Origin of the sequence: Streptomyces sp. NPDC050535, from assembly GCF_044457665.1 — a bacterium.
GTDB lineage: Bacteria > Actinomycetota > Actinomycetes > Streptomycetales > Streptomycetaceae > Streptomyces.
On the sequence record NZ_JBITHE010000012.1, the window covers coordinates 1 to 16,881 of the forward strand.

16 protein-coding genes and 1 pseudogene are annotated in these 16,881 nt (G+C 71.3%); 9 read left to right on the forward strand and 8 right to left on the reverse strand.

Annotated elements, in window-relative coordinates; genetic code table 11:
* Nucleotides 1–401 (forward strand): annotated as a pseudogene (locus ACIBLC_RS25165) (ABC transporter); the annotation flags it as partial.
* Complete coding sequence (locus tag ACIBLC_RS25170) at nt 398–1,183, forward strand: ABC transporter permease (protein WP_399213436.1); 786 nt, start codon at nt 398–400, stop codon at nt 1,181–1,183. The pseudogene ACIBLC_RS25165 and the gene ACIBLC_RS25170, both read left to right, overlap by 4 nt.
* Here the strand turns inward: ACIBLC_RS25170 and ACIBLC_RS25175 are convergent.
* Nucleotides 1,141–1,407 carry a hypothetical protein gene (locus ACIBLC_RS25175; protein ID WP_399213437.1) on the reverse strand — a complete coding sequence of 89 codons (267 nt, stop codon included), beginning with the start codon at nt 1,405–1,407 and terminating at the stop codon, nt 1,141–1,143. The genes ACIBLC_RS25170 and ACIBLC_RS25175 overlap by 43 nt on opposite strands.
* On the opposite strand from ACIBLC_RS25175, the gene ACIBLC_RS25180 reads away from it, so the two are divergent.
* The gene (locus ACIBLC_RS25180; protein ID WP_399213438.1) at nt 1,393–2,079 is read left to right on the forward strand and encodes a pyridoxal 5'-phosphate synthase; all 687 of its coding nucleotides are present in this window, start codon (nt 1,393–1,395) and stop codon (nt 2,077–2,079) included. The genes ACIBLC_RS25175 and ACIBLC_RS25180 overlap by 15 nt on opposite strands.
* Nucleotides 2,080–2,170: 91 nt before the next feature.
* On the opposite strand, the gene ACIBLC_RS25185 is transcribed toward ACIBLC_RS25180, so the two are convergent.
* The 3 genes from ACIBLC_RS25185 to ACIBLC_RS25195 all read right to left on the reverse strand — a co-directional run bounded on the left by ACIBLC_RS25185 (nt 2,171) and on the right by ACIBLC_RS25195 (nt 3,852).
* On the reverse strand, nt 2,171–2,773 hold the full coding sequence (locus ACIBLC_RS25185; protein ID WP_399213439.1) for a GNAT family N-acetyltransferase: 603 nt from the start codon (nt 2,771–2,773) through the stop codon (nt 2,171–2,173).
* Between the two features lie 154 nt (nt 2,774–2,927).
* The gene (locus ACIBLC_RS25190) at nt 2,928–3,335 is read right to left on the reverse strand and encodes a Zn-ribbon domain-containing OB-fold protein (RefSeq protein ID WP_399213440.1); all 408 of its coding nucleotides are present in this window, start codon (nt 3,333–3,335) and stop codon (nt 2,928–2,930) included.
* Nucleotides 3,336–3,399: 64 nt separating this feature from the next.
* On the reverse strand, nt 3,400–3,852 hold the full coding sequence (locus ACIBLC_RS25195; protein WP_399213441.1) for a DoxX family membrane protein: 453 nt from the start codon (nt 3,850–3,852) through the stop codon (nt 3,400–3,402).
* 240 nt (nt 3,853–4,092) lie between these two features.
* Between ACIBLC_RS25195 and ACIBLC_RS25200 the strand changes: the two genes are divergently transcribed.
* The 4 genes from ACIBLC_RS25200 (at nt 4,093) to ACIBLC_RS25215 (ending at nt 9,671) form a co-directional block, all read left to right on the forward strand.
* On the forward strand, nt 4,093–5,301 hold the full coding sequence (locus tag ACIBLC_RS25200) for a flavin-containing monooxygenase (RefSeq protein WP_399213442.1): 1,209 nt from the start codon (nt 4,093–4,095) through the stop codon (nt 5,299–5,301).
* A gap of 281 nt (nt 5,302–5,582) precedes the next feature.
* Nucleotides 5,583–7,808, forward strand: a complete 2,226-nt coding sequence (locus tag ACIBLC_RS25205; RefSeq protein WP_399213443.1) for an acetate--CoA ligase family protein — start codon at nt 5,583–5,585, stop codon at nt 7,806–7,808.
* Nucleotides 7,809–8,026: 218 nt separating this feature from the next.
* The gene (locus tag ACIBLC_RS25210; RefSeq protein ID WP_399213444.1) at nt 8,027–8,923 is read left to right on the forward strand and encodes an enoyl-CoA hydratase/isomerase family protein; all 897 of its coding nucleotides are present in this window, start codon (nt 8,027–8,029) and stop codon (nt 8,921–8,923) included.
* Nucleotides 8,924–9,020: 97 nt separating this feature from the next.
* Nucleotides 9,021–9,671 carry a flavin reductase family protein gene (locus ACIBLC_RS25215; protein WP_399213445.1) on the forward strand — a complete coding sequence of 217 codons (651 nt, stop codon included), beginning with the start codon at nt 9,021–9,023 and terminating at the stop codon, nt 9,669–9,671.
* Nucleotides 9,672–9,819: 148 nt separating this feature from the next.
* Here the strand turns inward: ACIBLC_RS25215 and ACIBLC_RS25220 are convergent, their stop codons facing one another.
* Complete coding sequence (locus ACIBLC_RS25220) at nt 9,820–11,190, reverse strand: MFS transporter (protein WP_399213446.1); 1,371 nt, start codon at nt 11,188–11,190, stop codon at nt 9,820–9,822.
* Nucleotides 11,191–11,261: 71 nt separating this feature from the next.
* On the opposite strand from ACIBLC_RS25220, the gene ACIBLC_RS25225 reads away from it, so the two are divergent.
* Nucleotides 11,262–12,314 (forward strand): GlxA family transcriptional regulator, encoded by a 1,053-nt coding sequence (locus tag ACIBLC_RS25225; protein WP_399213447.1) that lies wholly within the window; start codon nt 11,262–11,264, stop codon nt 12,312–12,314.
* A gap of 61 nt (nt 12,315–12,375) precedes the next feature.
* Here ACIBLC_RS25225 and ACIBLC_RS25230 read toward each other — a convergent pair whose 3' ends face one another.
* The 3 genes from ACIBLC_RS25230 to ACIBLC_RS25240 are packed head-to-tail and all read right to left on the reverse strand — an operon-like array spanning nt 12,376 to nt 15,574.
* A complete protein-coding gene (locus tag ACIBLC_RS25230) occupies nt 12,376–13,425 on the reverse strand; it encodes a Zn-dependent alcohol dehydrogenase (RefSeq protein ID WP_399213448.1) in 1,050 nt (349 codons plus the stop codon).
* A gap of 25 nt (nt 13,426–13,450) precedes the next feature.
* On the reverse strand, nt 13,451–14,629 hold the full coding sequence (locus ACIBLC_RS25235; protein WP_399213449.1) for an acyl-CoA dehydrogenase family protein: 1,179 nt from the start codon (nt 14,627–14,629) through the stop codon (nt 13,451–13,453).
* Between the two features lie 33 nt (nt 14,630–14,662).
* A complete protein-coding gene (locus ACIBLC_RS25240) occupies nt 14,663–15,574 on the reverse strand; it encodes an SDR family NAD(P)-dependent oxidoreductase (protein ID WP_399213450.1) in 912 nt (303 codons plus the stop codon).
* A 94-nt stretch (nt 15,575–15,668) separates the two neighbouring features.
* Here ACIBLC_RS25240 and ACIBLC_RS25245 point away from each other — a divergent pair, with 94 nt between their 5' ends.
* The gene (locus ACIBLC_RS25245; protein ID WP_399213451.1) at nt 15,669–16,604 is read left to right on the forward strand and encodes a cyclase family protein; all 936 of its coding nucleotides are present in this window, start codon (nt 15,669–15,671) and stop codon (nt 16,602–16,604) included.
* The last annotated feature ends 277 nt before the right edge of the window (nt 16,605–16,881 follow it).

The following is a 16,881-nucleotide window of genomic DNA, read 5'->3' on the forward strand; positions in this document are numbered from 1 at the left end:
TCACCACCCAGTACCTGGAGGAGGCGGACGAACTCGCCGACCGGATCGCCGTACTCCACGACGGAAAGATCGCCGCCGAGGGGAGCGCCGAGGAGCTGAAGCGGCTCATTCCCGGCGGGCACGTCCGGCTCCGCTTCACCGACCCGGCCGCCTACCAGTCCGCCGCCACCGCCCTGGCCAACGCCTCCCGGGACGACGAAACCCTCGCCCTCCAACTCCCCAGCGACGGCAGCCAGCGCGACCTGCGCACCATCCTCGACCGGCTGGACACGGCCGGCGTCGAGGCCGACGAACTGACCGTCCACACCCCCGACCTCGACGACGTGTTCTTCGCCCTCACCGCCGCCGGCGTCCCCAACCAGGCCGACCAGGCCGACCAGTCCAAGGAGACCGTCCGATGAGCACTCTCTCCCTCGCGGTACGCGACTCGTCCACGATGCTGCGCCGCAACCTCCTGCACGCCCGGCGCTACCCGTCGCTCACCCTGAACCTGCTGCTCACCCCGATCATGCTGCTGCTGCTCTTCGTCTACATCTTCGGCGACACCATGAGCGCGGGCATCGGCGGCGCCGACCGCTCCGACTACATCGCCTTCATCGTTCCCGGCATCCTGATGATGACCATCGGCAGCACGACGATCGGCACCGCGGTCTCCGTCTCCACGGACATGAGCGAGGGCATCATCGCCCGCTTCCGCACCATGGCGATCCACCGAGGTTCCGTGATCGTCGGACACGTCGTCGGCAGCGTGCTGCAGTCGGTCGCCAGCGTGGTCCTCGTCGGCGCCGTCGGCGTGGCCATCGGCTTCCGCTCCACCGACGCCACCGTCCTGGAATGGTTCGCGGCGTTCGGGCTGCTCGTGCTCTTCGCCATGGCGCTCACCTGGATCGCGGTCGGTATGGGGCTGGTCAGCCCGAACGCCGAGGCGGCCAGCAACAACGCGATGCCTCTGATCCTGCTGCCTCTCCTCTCCAGCGCCTTCGTCCCCCTGGACACGATGCCGGGCTGGTTCCAGCCGATCGCCGAGTACCAGCCGTTCACCCCCGCCATCGAGACCATGCGCGGACTGCTCCTCGGCACCGAGATCGGCAACAACGGCTGGATCGCCGTCGCCTGGTGCCTGGGCCTCACCGTCCTCGGTTACCTCTGGTCGACCTCGAAGTTCAACGACGACCCGAAGTAACCGCCATGACAACGCGGGCCACCCGCCCGCAACTCGTCCCACCCGAGGGCGGCGTACACCGGCATCGCGTCGGCGTACGCCGCCCCGTTCGCGTGCGGGCAGGACATCACCACGGCGAGCTCGAAGGCGAAGCCGAAGCCGAAGGCGAGCTCGAAGGCGAAGGCGAGGCGGGTTCGGTGCCGGGGAGGCTGCCGCGTGACAATCGGGATATGAACGCCGACCACTCCGCCAGCACCGACCCGTCCGCCGAGTTCGTCCGTCTGCTCCGGTCCCAACGGGTCTGGGACACCGAGCTGCCCCCCTTCGACCCGGGCTCGGCACCCGCCGAACCGCTGCCGCTGTTCGAGCGCTGGTTCGCGGAGGCGGTGGCGGCGGGCCAGACCCAACCGCACACCGTGTCCCTCGCCACGGCGGACACGGACGGGCTGCCGGACGTACGCACGGTGATGCTGCACGGGGCGGACGCGGAAGGCTGGTCCTTCGCGTCCCACTCGACGAGCCGCAAGGGCCGGCAACTGGCGGCCCGCCCGTACGCCGCCCTCGGCTTCTACTGGCCGGCGCAGGGCCGCCAGATCCGCCTCCGCGGCCCGGTCACCGTCGCCTCCGCCGAAGAGAGCCAGGCGGACCTGCACGCCCGTTCCACCGGCGCCCTGGCCGCCGCCCTCGTCGGCCACCAGAGCGAAGTCCTGCCGTCCCAACAGGAGTTGGAACACGCCTCCGACACGGCCTGGGCCCAGGCCCAGCACACACCGGACACCCCCGCCCCCACCTGGACCCTCTACCACCTCCGCCCCGACGAGGCGGAGTTCTTCCAGGGAGACCCGCAACGACGCCACGTACGCCTCAACTACCGCCGCACGGAAGCCGGTTGGCTCACAGAGCTGCTGTGGCCGTGAACTCGTACGCAGTACGCCACGAAGTCGGTGACCGGACGATGACCCGGCGATGACCGGGCTACGGCCGGACGGCGCCCGGGCTACGGACGGCCTACGGCGCGGCCGGCTCCGGATCCGTGGCCACCCGCCCATGCAGATGCACATCCCGGAACGCGTCGAGCCGGCCCGCCTCGAACATCGCGCCCCGCAGCGTCCCCTCGTACTGGTATCCGCAGCGCTCGGCGATGCGGCAGGACGCTTCGTGGCCCAGGGCGTGGCCCAGTTCCAGGCGGTGCAGGCCGAGGTCGGTGAAGGCGAAGCGGGTGGCGACCAGGAGGGCGCGGGTGGCCACCTGCCGGCCGCGGGCCTCGGGGAGGACCCAGTAGCCGACACGGGCGCAGTGCATGACGTGGTCGATCTCGTTGACGCCGATGTGCCCGAGCAGCGCGCCGGTGTCCTCGTCCGTGACACAGAAGGACACCCCGCTCCCGTCCACCGCGGCATCGGCACGCGAACGGATCGACTCACGCGCGGCGTCGACGTCCCGGACGACCCTCAGCGGCGTGTTCCAGCGCTGGAACTCCGGGTCTGAGAGCCCGCGCAACCACGCCGAGGCGTCGACATCGGACTCGGCGTTCCAGGGCCGCAGCCACAGACCGTGACCGCGCTGCTCGGGGAAGGGACGGATGGCGTACTGCTCGTGGACGTCGGCCATCCAGCCATTGAAACCCCTCGGCGCCTGCCACTCCCACCCGGGGCCGGATACGAGCCGGGGGCACGGACGGCAGGCCACCGCGGGCACCCCGCCCACCCCCGGCGCCGTGCCCGCAGGCACCCCGCCCACCCCCTCGGCGTCGCGCCGGTACGGCTCACTCCCAGGGCCGGAACACCGGCACCCACACGTCCCCCAAGCCCCGGAACGTCACTTCCAGCCCCATCCCGGCCCGCAGCGCACCCTCCTCGCACTCCACGACCTCGGTCATCATCCGGGGCCCCTCGGCGAGGTCGACGACGGCGGCGACGTACGGGACGCGCTCGCCGAACGGCGGCAGGTCGTTCCGGTGGACGACGGACCAGGTGTAGAGCGTGGCTCGGCCGCTCGCCCGCTCCCAGCGCACGTCCTCGCTCCAGCAGCGCGGGCAGAACTCCCGGGGATAGTGGTGGGCCCGCCCGCACCCCCCGCAGCGCCGCACCAGCAGCCGCCCCTCCGCCGCCGCGTCCCAGTACGGCCGCGTGAAGGCGTCCACCTCGGGCAGATCGAAACGCGCGCCACTCATGAGAACACCCCGCCGGTCACGAGCCCCCCGGCGCTCGCGGGAGGGGCCGGCCATACCCCGCCGCTCACGAGAACAGCCCGATCACGTCGTCCACCGACCACGTCTGCCACGACATCCCGAACAGCGCGACGACCGAGATCAGCGCCATCATCGAGTTCTGCCCCTGCTCGGCCCAGTCGTGGATCATGAGGACGAGGTAGAGGAGGTTGAGGAGAAGCCCTCCGACCAGGGCGATCGGCGTCAGGAAGCCGAGGATCAGCCCGAGGCCCAGCGCGAGTTCCGCGTACGCGACCACGTAGGCCATCGTCCGCGGGCGCGGCGCGACGATGGTGTCGAAGCCGCTCCGGACCGCGTTCCACCGGTGCTTCGCCGCGATGTCCGCCGCCCAGGCGATACCGCTCCCCCGCTCGAACCACGCCTTCTTGTCCTTGTGCCGCCAGCTCTCCAGCCACCACAGCCCGAGCCCGATACGGAGCACGGCCAGCCATTCCGCCCCGCTGAGCCAGATCGTGTCCATGAACTCCCCTGCCCCCATCGGTTTCTGACGGCACGTCAGTTTTACTGCATACAAGCGCACGCGCAAGAGGCGTACACCCCGCCGGACGGACTCCGCCCCGCACACCCCTCCACCAGCCCGCACAACCAGGTGAGCTACGCCACCGGCCGCACCCGTCCCTCCCTCAGCCGTGATCAGTTCGCAACCGATTCCGGGCTTGACCGAGACCTAACAAGTGACCACGTGATTACGCTCGCGGACATGGCCGACTCCTCTGCTTCCTCGACGCCGCACCCGGTGCCGTCCCACGAAGACCGCCCCGTGTACGTGATCGGCGGCGGCCCCGGCGGACTCGCCGCGGCACACGCCCTGCGTGCGCACGGTGTACGCGCCGTGGTGCTGGAGAAGTCCGACCGCGTCGGGGCGTCCTGGCGGCGCCACTACGACCGGCTGCACCTGCACACCACCCGGCGGCTGTCCTCGCTCCCCGGACTGGCGATGCCGCGCTCGTTCGGACGGTGGGTGTCACGGGACAACGTGGTGCGCTACCTGGAGAAGTACGCCGAGCACCACCAGCTGGAGATCGTGACGGGGGTCGAGGTCTCGCGCGTCGAGCCCGCTCCCGGCGGCGACGGCTGGCTGCTGCGCGCCACCGGCGGGCGGGAGCTGACGGGCAGCGCGGTGGTCATCGCCACCGGCTACAACCACACGCCGCTGATCCCCGACTGGCCCGGCCGCGACAGCTACACCGGTGAACTCCTGCACGCCGGCGACTACCGCAACCCCACCCCCTTCACCGGCCGCGACGTCCTCGTCGTCGGTGTCGGCAACACGGGCGCCGAGATCGCCGTGGACCTGCTCGAGGGCGGCGCCTCGCGCGTCCGTCTCTCGGTGCGGACCGCCCCGCACATCGTGCGGCGCTCCACGGCCGGGTGGGCCGCGCAGTTCACGGGCATCGTCGTACGACGGCTGCCGGTCTCCCTCGTCGACCGGCTCGCCGGACCGATGGCCAAGCTGAGCGTGCCGGACCTCTCCGCGCAGGGGCTGCCCCGCCCCGACACCGGCCTCTACTCTCGCGTCAACGAAGGCTCCATCCCCGTCCAGGACGTCGGCCTCATCGACGCCGTCCGCAAGGGCCGGCTCGAGATCGTGGCCGCGGTGGACGGTTTCGAGGACGGCAAGGTCGCCCTCGCCGACGGAAGCCGGATCGGCCCGGACGTCGTGATCGCCGCGACCGGCTACCGGCGCGCGCTGGAGGGTCTCGTCGGCCACCTCGACGTACTGGACGCGCGCGGCAGGCCAGTCGCGCACGGAGCCCGCTGCCCCGCCAACGCCCCGGGCCTCTTCTTCAGCGGCTACACCAACCCCATCAGCGGCATGTTCCGCGAACTCGCCCTGGACGCCGAGAAGATCGCGAAAGCGGTCGCCCGCCGCTCCAAGTCGCGGAAACCGTCGCCCACCACGGACTGACCGCGACTTCCCACGGCGGGGAGTCGCAGTCACCCACCGCAGGCCGACTCGAGCTTCCCACCGCGGGCCGACTCCGGCTCCCACCGTGGGGACTCCCGGCTTCTTCACCCCCGGACGGCCTCCTCGGACATCCCCTGAGGGGTTCCTCCGCGACGCGTGGCGGGTACCAACCTGGTGCCCGCCACGTGTCTTTGCGTGCACAACGGTTCCTGACGCGGCGTCAGTTAAGTAATCTGACAGTGCGTCAGTTAATTGGCTGTCACACAGGAGCGGGCGGACCGATGCTTGGATCAACCCACGGCACCCTCACCACCGACTCCCGCCGGGCCCGGGTCATCGCCTGCGGCGAGCAACCCTCACCCGTCGTCCACGGCCGGCCGGCCGAGGTCCACGACCTGGACGTCAGCGGCCGTCCGCTCTATGCGGGCGTACCCGATCTCGACCGCTTCTTCCGTCCCGAGTCCGTGGCCGTGATCGGCGCCTCGGACGCCGACGGACGGCCGAACACCGGCATCACACGACAGCTGATCACCTGGGCCGAGCGGGTCGGCGCGCGGCTGCACCCGGTGCACCCCACCCGTCAGTCCGTCTTCGGCATACCGTGCCTCCCTTCCATCTCGGACCTGCCCGAACAGGTCGACCTGGCCGTACTCCTGGTCGCCGACCCGCTTCCCGTGATCGAGAAGCTGGCCGAGGCCAAGGTGAGGTTCGCCGTCGCCTTCGCCTCCGGGTTCGCCGAGACCGGAGCCGAGGGAGCTCTCGCGCAGGCCCGGCTCGCCGCCGCCGTCTCCGGCTCGGGGCTGCGGCTCCTCGGGCCCAACACCAACCTCAACGCCTTCGAGCGGTTCCGCGACGACCTCGACGGGCCGGCGATCGCGCTCATCACACAGTCCGGGCACCAGGGACGGCCGGTGTTCGCGATGCAGGAGCTGGGGGTGCGGCTCTCCCACTGGGCGCCCACCGGCAACGAGGCAGACCTGGAGACCGCCGACTTCATCTCCTACTTCTCCGAACGGCCCGAGGTCGGTGCCATCGCCTGCTACGTCGAGGGTCTGAAGGACGGCCGCTCCTTTCTGCTCGCCGCCGACCGCGCCGCCCGCCGCGGGGTGCCCGTCGTCGCGGTCAAGGTCGGCCGCACCGAGACCGGCGCCCGCACGGCCGCCTCACACACCGGCAAGCTGACCGGCGCCGACACGGTGGTGGACGCGGCGATGCGGCAGTACGGCGTGATCCGCGTCGACGGACTCGACGAACTCCAGGACACCGCAGCCCTGTTGGCCCGCGCCCGCCCCCCGCAGGCCGACGGGGTCGCCGTCTATTCGATCTCGGGCGGCACGGGCGCGCACTTCGCGGACCTGGCGAGCGAGGCGGGGCTGTCCCTGCCCACGCTGTCGCCCGACAAGCAGGCCGAACTGCACGAGTGGATACCCGAATACCTCAACGTCGCCAACCCCGTTGACAACGGCGGCCACCCGGTGGGCGACTGGCGGGGCCGCAAGATCATCGACGCTATCCTCGCCGACCCGTCCGTCGGCGTGCTGATCTGCCCCATCACCGGGCCCTTCCCGCCGATGAGCGACAGGCTGGCGCAGGACCTGGTGGACGCGGCGGAGCAGACGGACAAGCTGGTGTGCGTGGTGTGGGGGTCGCCGGTCGGCACGGAGGCCGCCTACCGGGAGACGCTGCTCGGGTCGTCCCGGGTCGCGACCTTCCGTACGTTCGCCAACTGCGTCACCGCCGTGCGCGCCTACCTGGAGCACCACCGGTTCACCGCCGCCTACCGCTCCCCCTTCGACGAGGCACCCCGCACACCCTCGCCCTCCTTCCGCAAGGCGCAGGCCCTGATGCGGCCGGGGCAGCAGCTGAGCGAGCACGCGGCGAAGCAGTTGCTGCGCGCGTACGGAATCCGGGTGCCCCGCGAGCAGTTGGTGACCAGCGCGGCGGCGGCGGTGCGCGCGGCGGGCCTGATCGGCTACCCCCTGGTGATGAAGGCGTCCGGCGCGCAGATCGCCCACAAGACCGAACTGGGCCTGGTGAAGCTCCCTCTGACCTCCGCCAGCCAGGTCCGCGACGCCTATCGCGAGCTGACCGACATCGCGCGCTACGAGGGGATCTCGCTCGACGGCGTGCTCGTGTGCCAGATGGTCGAGCGGGGCGTCGAGATGGTCGTGGGCGTCACGCACGACCAGCTCTTCGGGCCGACCGTGACCGTCGGCCTCGGCGGCGTCCTCGTCGAGGTGCTCCGCGACGCGGCCGTCCGCGTGCCGCCCTTCGGCGACGACCAGGCCCGCGCCATGCTCGCCGAGCTGCGGGGGCGGGCGCTGCTCGACGGGGTCCGCGGCGCTCCGCCCGTCGACATCGACGCGCTGGTGGAGGTCGTCATACGCGTCCAGCGCATGGCACTCGAACTCGGTGACGACATCGCGGAGCTGGACATCAATCCGCTGATGGTGCTGCCCCGGGGGCAGGGAGCGGTGGCTCTCGACGCGCTGGTGGTGTGCCACTGAACGGCCACGCCTCCCGAGGGGGAAAGCGACGGTCACGCCTCCCCGGCGGGAAGCGACGGCCGCGCCCCCCGAGCGGGAAGCGACCGTCACGCCTCCCGGGCAGGAGGCCCGGCATCGCCCACAGGAGGCCCACCAGCGCTTGCACGAGACCGCAAGCCACCCACGCCGCTCCGCGTACGAAAAGGCCCACTACTCCTCGTACGAAACGGAGATCCCTCATGTCCGACTCCCCTAACGAATCTCCTGAATTCCCTGAATCCTCCGAATCACCGGAATCCCCTGAATCCCCTGAATCTTGCGAATCTCATGACTCACCCGAAAAATCCCTCGAGTCATTGATACTTCACGCCACTGACAACGCGGTCGCGTGGATCACTCTCAACCGGCCGGAGGCGATGAACGCCCTCACCTGGGACCAGCGGGAACGCGTGATCGCGCTGCTCGCGGCGGCCTCCGCCGACCCCGGCGTACGGGCCGTGGTGATCACCGGGACGGGCCGCGGTTTCTGCGCGGGCGCGGACCTGCGCGGGGGACCGCCGACCGGGGAACGGGTGCCCGGCGACGTCGCCCGGACGATCCGTCTCGGCGCCCAGCGGCTCATATCCGCGGTTCTCGACTGCGAGAAGCCGGTGATCGCGGCGGTGAACGGCACGGCGGCCGGCATCGGCGCGCACCTCGCGTTCGCGTGCGACCTGGTACTCGCCGCCGATTCGGCCAGGTTCATCGAGGTGTTCGTGCGCCGTGGTCTGGTCCCGGACGGCGGCGGCGCGTATCTCCTCCCCCGGCTGATCGGTCCGCGCCGGGCCAAGGAGCTGATGTTCTTCGGCGACGCGTTGCCGGCCGCGGACGCGGAGCGGATCGGACTGGTCAACAAGGTCGTGTCCGCGGACGAGTTGGAGCCGACGGCGCGCGAGTGGGCCGAGCGCCTCGCCACCGGCCCGACCCGTGCCCTCGCCCTCACCAAACAGCTCGTCAACGCCTCCCTGGACAGCGACCGCGGCACGGCTTTCGCCGCCGAAGCCGCCGCCCAGGAGATCAACATGACGACGGCGGACGCGAACGAGGGGGTCGCGAGCTTCGTGGAACGGCGGGAGCCGAAGTACCTGGGACGCTGACCGGATCGCTCCGGATCAATCCGGATCCGATCGGATCGACCCGAATCGCCCCGCGGCATTCACTTCTGACGATCCGTCAGCTTCAATGGACACTGTGATGGGACACGCAGGGATGGCGGCCACCGCTGTCCGATACCTCAGGTCGGTAGGGGCGCCCACGGTCGCGGAGCCCGTCGAGGCTTTGCCGCGCCCGGAGTTGCGGGCGGTGGCGGACGACGAACGCGCGCCGCTCGACCAGACCGAGTTCCGCCGCGTGCTGGGGAACTTCGCGACAGGGGTGACTGTCGTCACGGCACCCGCCACCAGCGGCGCAGACCCTTCCGGCGGTTCCGACGCTTCCGACGGCAGCGGCTCGGGATCCGGCCCCGCCGGCTTCGCCTGCCAGTCGTTCTCCTCCCTCTCCCTTGACCCTCCGCTGGTCTGCTTCATGGTCGGCCGTACGTCCACGACCTGGCCGCGGATCGCACGCGCGGGCGTCTTCTGCGTCAACGTGCTGGGGGAGCACCAGGGCGAGCTGTGCCGGGGCTTCGCGGTGCGCGGCGGGGACAAGTTCGCCGGGGTCGTGTTCGACGCGGCGCCCGTCACAGGCTCCCCGCGGCTCGCGGAAGCCGCCGCCTGGATCGACTGCACGATCCACACCGTGCACACCGGCGGTGACCATCTGATCGTGGTGGGGCGGGTGGAGGCGCTGGGCACGGGCGACGACGAGACGGCACCGCTGCTGTTCCACAGGGGCCGGTTCGCCTGAGAACCCGGTCCACCGAGGACACGGTTCGCCCGACGGCACGGTGCATGCGAGGACACGGTTCGCCCGACGGCACGGTCCGCCCAAGGACACGTTCACCCGAAGGCACGTCCGGCCACGGACACCCTCCGCCCGAGGAGATCCGGCGCCCTCACGCCGCCAGCAGCGCCGTCCGCACCGGCCGGCGCCGGATCACCAGTGCCATCAGCGCCGCCGCCGCGCACAGCGCTCCCGACGCGTACCAGACCACGTCGTACGAGCCGAACGCGTCCCGCGCCGCACCGCCGAGGAAGGCGACGAGGGCGGCGCCGATCTGGTGCGAGGCGAGGACCCAGCCGAAGACGATGGCGCTGTCCTCGCCGTACTGCTCCCGGCACAGGGCCAGGGTGGGCGGGACCGTGGCCACCCAGTCGAGGCCGTAGAAGACGATGAAGAAGAGCATCGGCGGGTGCACGCTCGGGGCCAACAGCATCGGCAGGAAGAGCAGCGAGACGCCGCGCAGCGCGTAGTAGACCGCCAGCAGGCGACGCGGTTCGTAGCGGTCGGTGAACCAGCCGGAGGCCACCGTCCCGACGACATCGAAGACACCGATCACCGCGAGGAGCGAGGCCGCCGCGGTGATGGGCATGCCGTGGTCGTGGGCGGCGGGCACGAAGTGCGTCTGGACCAGGCCGTTCGTCGAGGCACCGCAGATCGCGAAGGTGCCGGCGAGCAGCCAGAAGGGTCCGGTGCGGACGGCGGACAGGAGCACCGTCACCGCACGCCGGGCGGCGCCCCGCACGGGAGCCGGCTTCTCCACGAACTCCGTTGCCCCGTAGGGCTTCTGGCCCACGTCCGCCGGGTGGTCCCGCAGCAGCAGCCAGACGAAGGGGACCACCGCGAGGGCCGCGAGGGACACCGTCACGGCCGCCGGCCGCCAGTCGTGCTCGGTGACGATCCAGGAGAGCACCGGCAGGAAGATGAGCTGGCCGGAGGCCGAGGCCGCGGTGAGGATGCCCGTCACCAGGCCGCGCTTCGCCGTGAACCAGCGGTTCGTGACCGTCGCCGCGAAGGCGAGCGCCATCGAACCCGACCCGAGCCCGACCAGCAGGCCCCAGCACAGCAGCAGTTGCCAGGCCGCCGTCATCCACACGGTCAGCCCCGACCCGAGCGCGATGACCAGCAGGGCGATCGCGACCACCCGCCGTATCCCGAAGCGGTCCATCAGCGCGGCGGCGAACGGTGCCGTCAGCCCGTACAGCGCGAGGTTGACCGACACCGCCGCGCCGATCGTGCCTCGCGACCAGTCGAACTCCTGGTGCAGCGGGTCGATCAGCAGCCCCGGCAGCGAGCGGAAGGCCGCCGCACCGATGATCGTCACGAAGGTGACGGCGGCGACGAACCACGCGCGGTGGATGCGATGCCGCTTGGCGGGACGCGGCTGCCCGGCGGAGTCGCCGGGACGGGCATCCTCGATCGAGTCGCCGGGGCGGGCGTCCTCGATGGGGTCAACGGAGTCGGCGGAGTCGGTCGTCTGGGTCACGTCATAGAGCTTCGGGCCTCCGATCTATCCGAACGAGTGGCCCGGAGGACAGCATTCGCTAGGATCGAGCCATGAGCCGAGAGCCAGCGCAGGACCCCGCTCCCGGGGAGCCGCGCCGTCACCGTGTCGTCGTCCTCGCCCTCGACGGGCTGCTGCCCTTCGAGCTCGGCATCCCGCAGCGCATCTTCGGCAAGGCGCGCGACGCGGACGGCCGCCACCTGTACGAGGTCGTCACCTGCTCGATCCGCCCGCCGGGCCTCGTGGAGACGGACGCCGACTTCGCCGTCCTCGTGGGACACGGCCCCGAGGCGCTGGCCACCGCCGGCACCGTCGTCATCCCCGCCTCGTACGAACTCGGCCCCGTCCACGAGAAGGGCGAGCTCACCCCGGAGCTGGCCGCCGCCCTCGCCCACCTCCGCCCCGGGACCCGCCTCGTCTCCATCTGCACCGGCGGATACGTCCTCGCCGCGGCCGGCCTGCTCGACGGCCGCCCGGCCACCACGCACTGGATGCACGCGGAGCACTTCCAGCAGCTCTTCCCGAAGGTCAGGGTGGACGCCGACGTGCTGTTCGTCGACGACGGGGACGTCCTCACCTCCGCCGGTGTCGCGGCCGGCATCGACCTGTGCGTCCACCTCGTACGCCGCGACCACGGCACCGCCGTGGCCAACGACGTGGCCCGCCGCACCGTCGTACCGCCGCACCGCGACGGCGGCCAGGCGCAGTACGTCCAGCGACCGGTGCCCGAGGCGCAGGCGGCCACCACCACCGCCGCCCGCGCCTGGGCACTGGGCCGCCTCGACGAGCCGATCCAGCTCCGCGACATGGCCGAGCAGGAGTCGATGTCCGTGCGCACCTTCACCCGCCGCTTCCGTGAGGAGGTCGGCGTCAGCCCCGGCCAGTGGCTCACCCAGCAGCGCGTCGAACGGGCCCGCCACCTGCTGGAGTCCAGCACCCTGTCCATCGACCAGGTGGCCCGCGACGCCGGCTTCGGCACGGCCCAGTCGATGCGCCAGCACCTGCAGGCGGCCCTCGGCGTCACCCCCACCGCGTACCGACGCACCTTCCGCTCCGGCAGCCCGTCCGCCTTCCCGAGCGCCGACGACGGCCTGCTCCCCGCGTAGGACCTGGCCCAGTGCCGCGACGGGCACCGTTCGCCCCGTCGCGCCGCCCGCACCAGCACGTCTAGAACGTCAGTACCGCCCGCGCCACCCGCCCCCCACGAGCGTCCTGAACCGCCTTCTCGAAGTCCTCCACCGGATACGTCGCCGTCACCAACTCGTCCAGCAGGAGGCGGCCTTCGCGGTAGAGCTCGGCGTACAGCGCGATGTCGCGTTGCGGGCGCGAGGATCCGTAACGGCAGCCGAGGATCGACTTGTCGAGGTACATGGAGGAGACGAGGAAGGACGCCTCGGCGGTCGCCGGGGGTACGCCGAGGAGCACCGCCTGACCGTGGCGGTCCAGCAGGTCGATTGCCTGGCGGATGAGTTCGACCCGGCCGACGCACTCGAAGGCGTGGTTCGCGCCGGTCGGCAGGATGTCCTTGACGGTCTTCGTCGAGGTCAGGAAGTGCGTGGCGCCGAACTGGCGGGCCATCGCCTCCTTCGCCGGGTTGGCGTCGACGGCGACGATCGTCAGGGCGCCCGCGATCCGCGCGCCCTGGATGACGTTGAGGCCGATACCGCCCGTGCCGATCACCAGGACGCTGTCACCCCGGTCCACCCGGGCGCGGTTGAGCACGGCTCCCACCCCCGTCAGCACCCCGCACCCGATGAGGGCGGCGGCCGGCAGGGGGATCTCCTCGGATATCCGGACCGCCTGCACCGCCTTCACCAACGTCCGTTCCGCGAAAGCCGAGTTGGCCGCGAACTGGTACAGCGGCCGGCCCGCCCGGCTGAACGGCTGCCGTGGCATCCCGATCGCCTTGCGGCACATCGTCGGCCGTCCCCGGTCACACTCGGCGCAGGTCCCGCAGTTGGCGAGCGTGGACAGCGACACGTGGTCACCGGGCTGCACATGGGTGACACCCGCGCCCACCTCCTCCACGACCCCCGCGCCCTCGTGGCCGAGCACCACGGGAACGGGGAAGGGGATGGTCCCGTCCACCACCGACAGGTCGCTGTGGCACAGCCCGGCCGCGGAGACCGCGACCAGCACCTCACCGGGTCCCGGATCGCGTATCTCCAGATCGTCGACGACCTCGGTCCGCTCCCCGTCGAAGACCACACCTCGCATCACGCCGGCTCCCCTCTCCCCCGGGTCATCCCCGGGGTTCCTTCGGCAGGCCGAGCACCCGCTCGGCGATGATCGTGCGCTGGATCTCGTCGGAGCCGCCGTAGATCGTGTCGGCCCGGCTGAACAGGAACAGGTGCTGGAACGCGTCCAGTCGGTAGGCCGCCGCCGGCGACCAGTCCGCGGGACCCACCGCGGCTCCGGCTCCCCGCACCCGCATGGCCAGCTCCCCGAGCCGCTGATGCCACCGCCCCCACAGCAGCTTGGACACACTGGGCGCCCCCGCCGCACCCTGGCCGTCGCCCGAACTCCCCAGCGTCCGCAGCGCGTTCCAGCGCATCGTCCGCAGCTCGGCCCACTGCCGTACGAGGAGATCGCGGACGACGGGATCGGTGACCGCGCCGTTCGCCACCGCCGTCTCCACCACCCGCCCCAACTCCTCGGCGAAGCCGATCTGCTGGGCCAGTGTCGAGACACCCCGTTCGTAGCCGAGGAGGCTCATCGCCACCCGCCAGCCGTTGCCCTCGCCGCCCACCATGTGCTCGGCCCGTGCCACCGCTCCGTCGAAGAAGACCTCGTTGAAGTCGCTCGTACCGGTGAGCTGCCGGATCGGCCGGATCTCGATCCGGCCCGGCTGGTCCATCGGCACCAGGAGGAAGGTCAGCCCGTGGTGACGCGTCGACTCCGGCCGCGTACGGGCCAGTACGAAGCACCAGTCGGCCTCGTGGGCGAGGGAGGTCCAGATCTTCTGACCCGTGACGCGGTACGAGTCAGCGCAGTCAACGGGGCCACCTCCCTTTTCCCGTACGGCGGTTGTGCGTATCCCCGCGAGGTCCGAACCCGCTCCGGGCTCGCTGTACCCCTGGCACCAGAGCTCCTCGCCACGGGCGACCGGAGGCAGGAAGCGGGCCTTCTGCTCGTCCGTCCCGTGGGCGATGAGCGTCGGCGCGAGCAGGTTCTCCCCGATGTGGCCCGAGCGGGGCGGCGCCTTGGCGCGGGCGTACTCCTCGGCCCAGACGACCTGTTGGGTCAGGCTCGCCCGCCGGTTGCCGTACCCGTCCTCGCCCCATCCGAGGCCGATCCAGCCGCCCCGGCCGAGCTCACGCTCCCAGGCCGAGCGCGCCGGTTCGCCGTCCAGGTGCGCCGCGAGCCAGCTGCGCACCTCGTCACGAAAGACCTCGTCCTCAGAGCCGAATCCGAACTCCACGCGCGCCCCTCCCGCCCAGCCCGAAAGACACCCTCACCGGTTCGGCCGGCCCTTCTCCGCCGCCGCCCGGGCCATCTCCTCCACTCGCTCGAGGAGCGGCATCGGATCCACTCCCACCGTCCCCGGCAGCAGGTCCGCGATCCTCTCCGGAGTCCAGGAGCCCTCCGCGTACGCCGCCCGCAGCTCCCGGGGCTGCGCCCACACCGCGATCTTTGGCCCGGCGACCGTGTAGACCTGCCCGGTGATACGCGCCTCGCGCGCCCGCTCCGAGAGCAGGTAGACCACCAGCGCCGCGACGTCCTCCGGTTCGCCGATCTCCGTCAGCTCCATGGGGACGTTGGCCGACATGCGGGTACGGGCGACGGGCGCGACCGCGTTCGCCGTCACGCCGTACTTGTGCAGACCGAGTGCCGCGCTGCGGACCAGCGAGATGATCCCGCCCTTGGCGGCGCTGTAGTTGGCCTGGGAGACGGACCCCTGGTGGTTGCCGCTGGTGAACCCGATCAGCGTCCCCGACCCCTGTTTCCGCATCACCGCCGACGCCGCCCGGAAGACGGTGAACGTGCCCTTCAGATGGGTCGCGAGGACCGGATCCCACTCCTCCTCGGACATGTTGAAGAGCATCCGCTCGCGCAGGTTCCCCGCGACGCACACCACACCGTCGATACGCCCGTAAGACGAGAGCGCCACGTCGACGATCCGCTGCCCGCCCGCCATCGTCGAGACGTCGTCGGCGACCGCGACCGCGTCACCGCCCGCGGCCTCGATCTCCTTGACCACGGCCTCGGCGACCGAACTGGACGGCTGGGCGCCCTCGACGGAGACCCCGTAGTCGTTGACGACGATCCGGGCGCCCTCGGCCGCCGCGCCCAGCGCGACCGCACGTCCGATGCCCCGTCCGGCCCCCGTGACGGCGATGACCTTGCCTGCCAGGAAGTTCCCCACGCCCGGCCCCTTCCCGCGGTTTCTGACGGTCCGTTAGATTCAACTGGATTCTACGGCCCGTCAGATACCTGGAGACAAGCCCCCGGGAGGACTCATGTCACCGCCGGCGCTTCACCCGGAGTTCCACGACATCGCCAAACGCGTGAACAACTGGGGGCGTTGGGGGGCGGACGACGAGATCGGCACCCTGAATCTCATCACCGACGAGGTCGTGCGGGGGGCCGCCGCCACCGTCCGCACCGGCCTGCGCGTCCCGCTCGCCCTCCCTCTCCAGCAGGACGGCGTGCAGACCGGGATGATCCCCGGGCGGGTCAACCCCCTCCATGTGATGGTGCAGATCAACCAGGAGATCTTCGGTCCCGGCACCGTCGCGTGCAGCGACGACGCCGTGACGATGGGGCTCCAGGCGGCGACCCACTGGGACGCCCTCACCCATGTCTCGCACTCCGGGAAGCTCTACAACGGCCGCCCGGCCGGCACCATCACCCCGCACGGCGGCGCCGAGTTCGGCGGCATCGACAAGCCTGGGCACATCGTCTCCCGGGGCGTACTGCTCGACGTGGCGCGCGCCCATGGCCAGGACCGGCTCGACGGCGGACACGCCGTGACACCCGAAGACCTGGAGGCGGCCGAGGAGTTGGCGGGGACCCGGGTACGGGCGGGCGACATCGTCCTCGTCCGGACGGGACAGATGCAGGTGTATCTCGCGGGCGACAAGCAGGGTTACGGGTATCCGTCGCCCGGGCTCTCGGTGCGCACCCCCGAGTGGTTCCACGCGCGCGATGTCGCCGCCGTCGCCAACGACACCCTCACCTTCGAGATCTTTCCGCCCGAGATCGAGGACCTGTGGCTGCCCGTGCACGCGCTCGACCTGGTCGAGATGGGGATGCTGCAGGGCCAGAACTGGAATCTCGAAAAGTTGTCCACAGCCTGTGGAGAAGTCGGACGGTACGCGTTCCTGCTGTCCGCGATGCCCGAGCCGTTCGTCGGCGGCACGGGGACACCGGTGGCGCCTGTCGCGGTGCTGTAGGTCAGCGGCACGCCTGGGCGTCGGCTGGCGGCGCGCTCCTGCTCGCCCCGAGCGCGGCACCGCGCGCCGCCATCCGGCTCCGGCGTACCCGCTCCACTCCCACTGCCCCGCGGGAGCTGACGCCGAGTCACGACCCGCACTCGGCGAGGGCTCCCGTCACCGGAACCCTTACCGTCCCCTCGCGGCGAATCGCTGACAACAAGCGTGATCAAACGGACACGTCACGTCAACACCTGTTCGGAGATTTATCACTTACGCCCCATTCATGATGGCGCGC

What these genes read in the sequence shown, in the direction of transcription:
- ACIBLC_RS25190 (WP_399213440.1), bottom strand. Translation starts at nt 3,335, where the DNA reads ATGAGTGGCGCGCGTTTCGATCTGCCCGAGGTGGACGCCTTCACGCGG.
- ACIBLC_RS25245 (WP_399213451.1), top strand. Translation starts at nt 15,669, where the DNA reads ATGTCACCGCCGGCGCTTCACCCGGAGTTCCACGACATCGCCAAACGC.
- ACIBLC_RS25230 (WP_399213448.1), bottom strand. Translation starts at nt 13,425, where the DNA reads ATGCGAGGTGTGGTCTTCGACGGGGAGCGGACCGAGGTCGTCGACGAT.
- ACIBLC_RS25200 (WP_399213442.1), top strand. Translation starts at nt 4,093, where the DNA reads ATGGCCGACTCCTCTGCTTCCTCGACGCCGCACCCGGTGCCGTCCCAC.
- ACIBLC_RS25185 (WP_399213439.1), bottom strand. Translation starts at nt 2,773, where the DNA reads ATGGCCGACGTCCACGAGCAGTACGCCATCCGTCCCTTCCCCGAGCAG.
- ACIBLC_RS25225 (WP_399213447.1), top strand. Translation starts at nt 11,262, where the DNA reads ATGAGCCGAGAGCCAGCGCAGGACCCCGCTCCCGGGGAGCCGCGCCGT.
- ACIBLC_RS25170 (WP_399213436.1), top strand. Translation starts at nt 398, where the DNA reads ATGAGCACTCTCTCCCTCGCGGTACGCGACTCGTCCACGATGCTGCGC.
- ACIBLC_RS25205 (WP_399213443.1), top strand. Translation starts at nt 5,583, where the DNA reads ATGCTTGGATCAACCCACGGCACCCTCACCACCGACTCCCGCCGGGCC.
- ACIBLC_RS25195 (WP_399213441.1), bottom strand. Translation starts at nt 3,852, where the DNA reads ATGGACACGATCTGGCTCAGCGGGGCGGAATGGCTGGCCGTGCTCCGT.
- ACIBLC_RS25180 (WP_399213438.1), top strand. Translation starts at nt 1,393, where the DNA reads ATGAACGCCGACCACTCCGCCAGCACCGACCCGTCCGCCGAGTTCGTC.
- ACIBLC_RS25215 (WP_399213445.1), top strand. Translation starts at nt 9,021, where the DNA reads ATGGGACACGCAGGGATGGCGGCCACCGCTGTCCGATACCTCAGGTCG.
- ACIBLC_RS25210 (WP_399213444.1), top strand. Translation starts at nt 8,027, where the DNA reads ATGTCCGACTCCCCTAACGAATCTCCTGAATTCCCTGAATCCTCCGAA.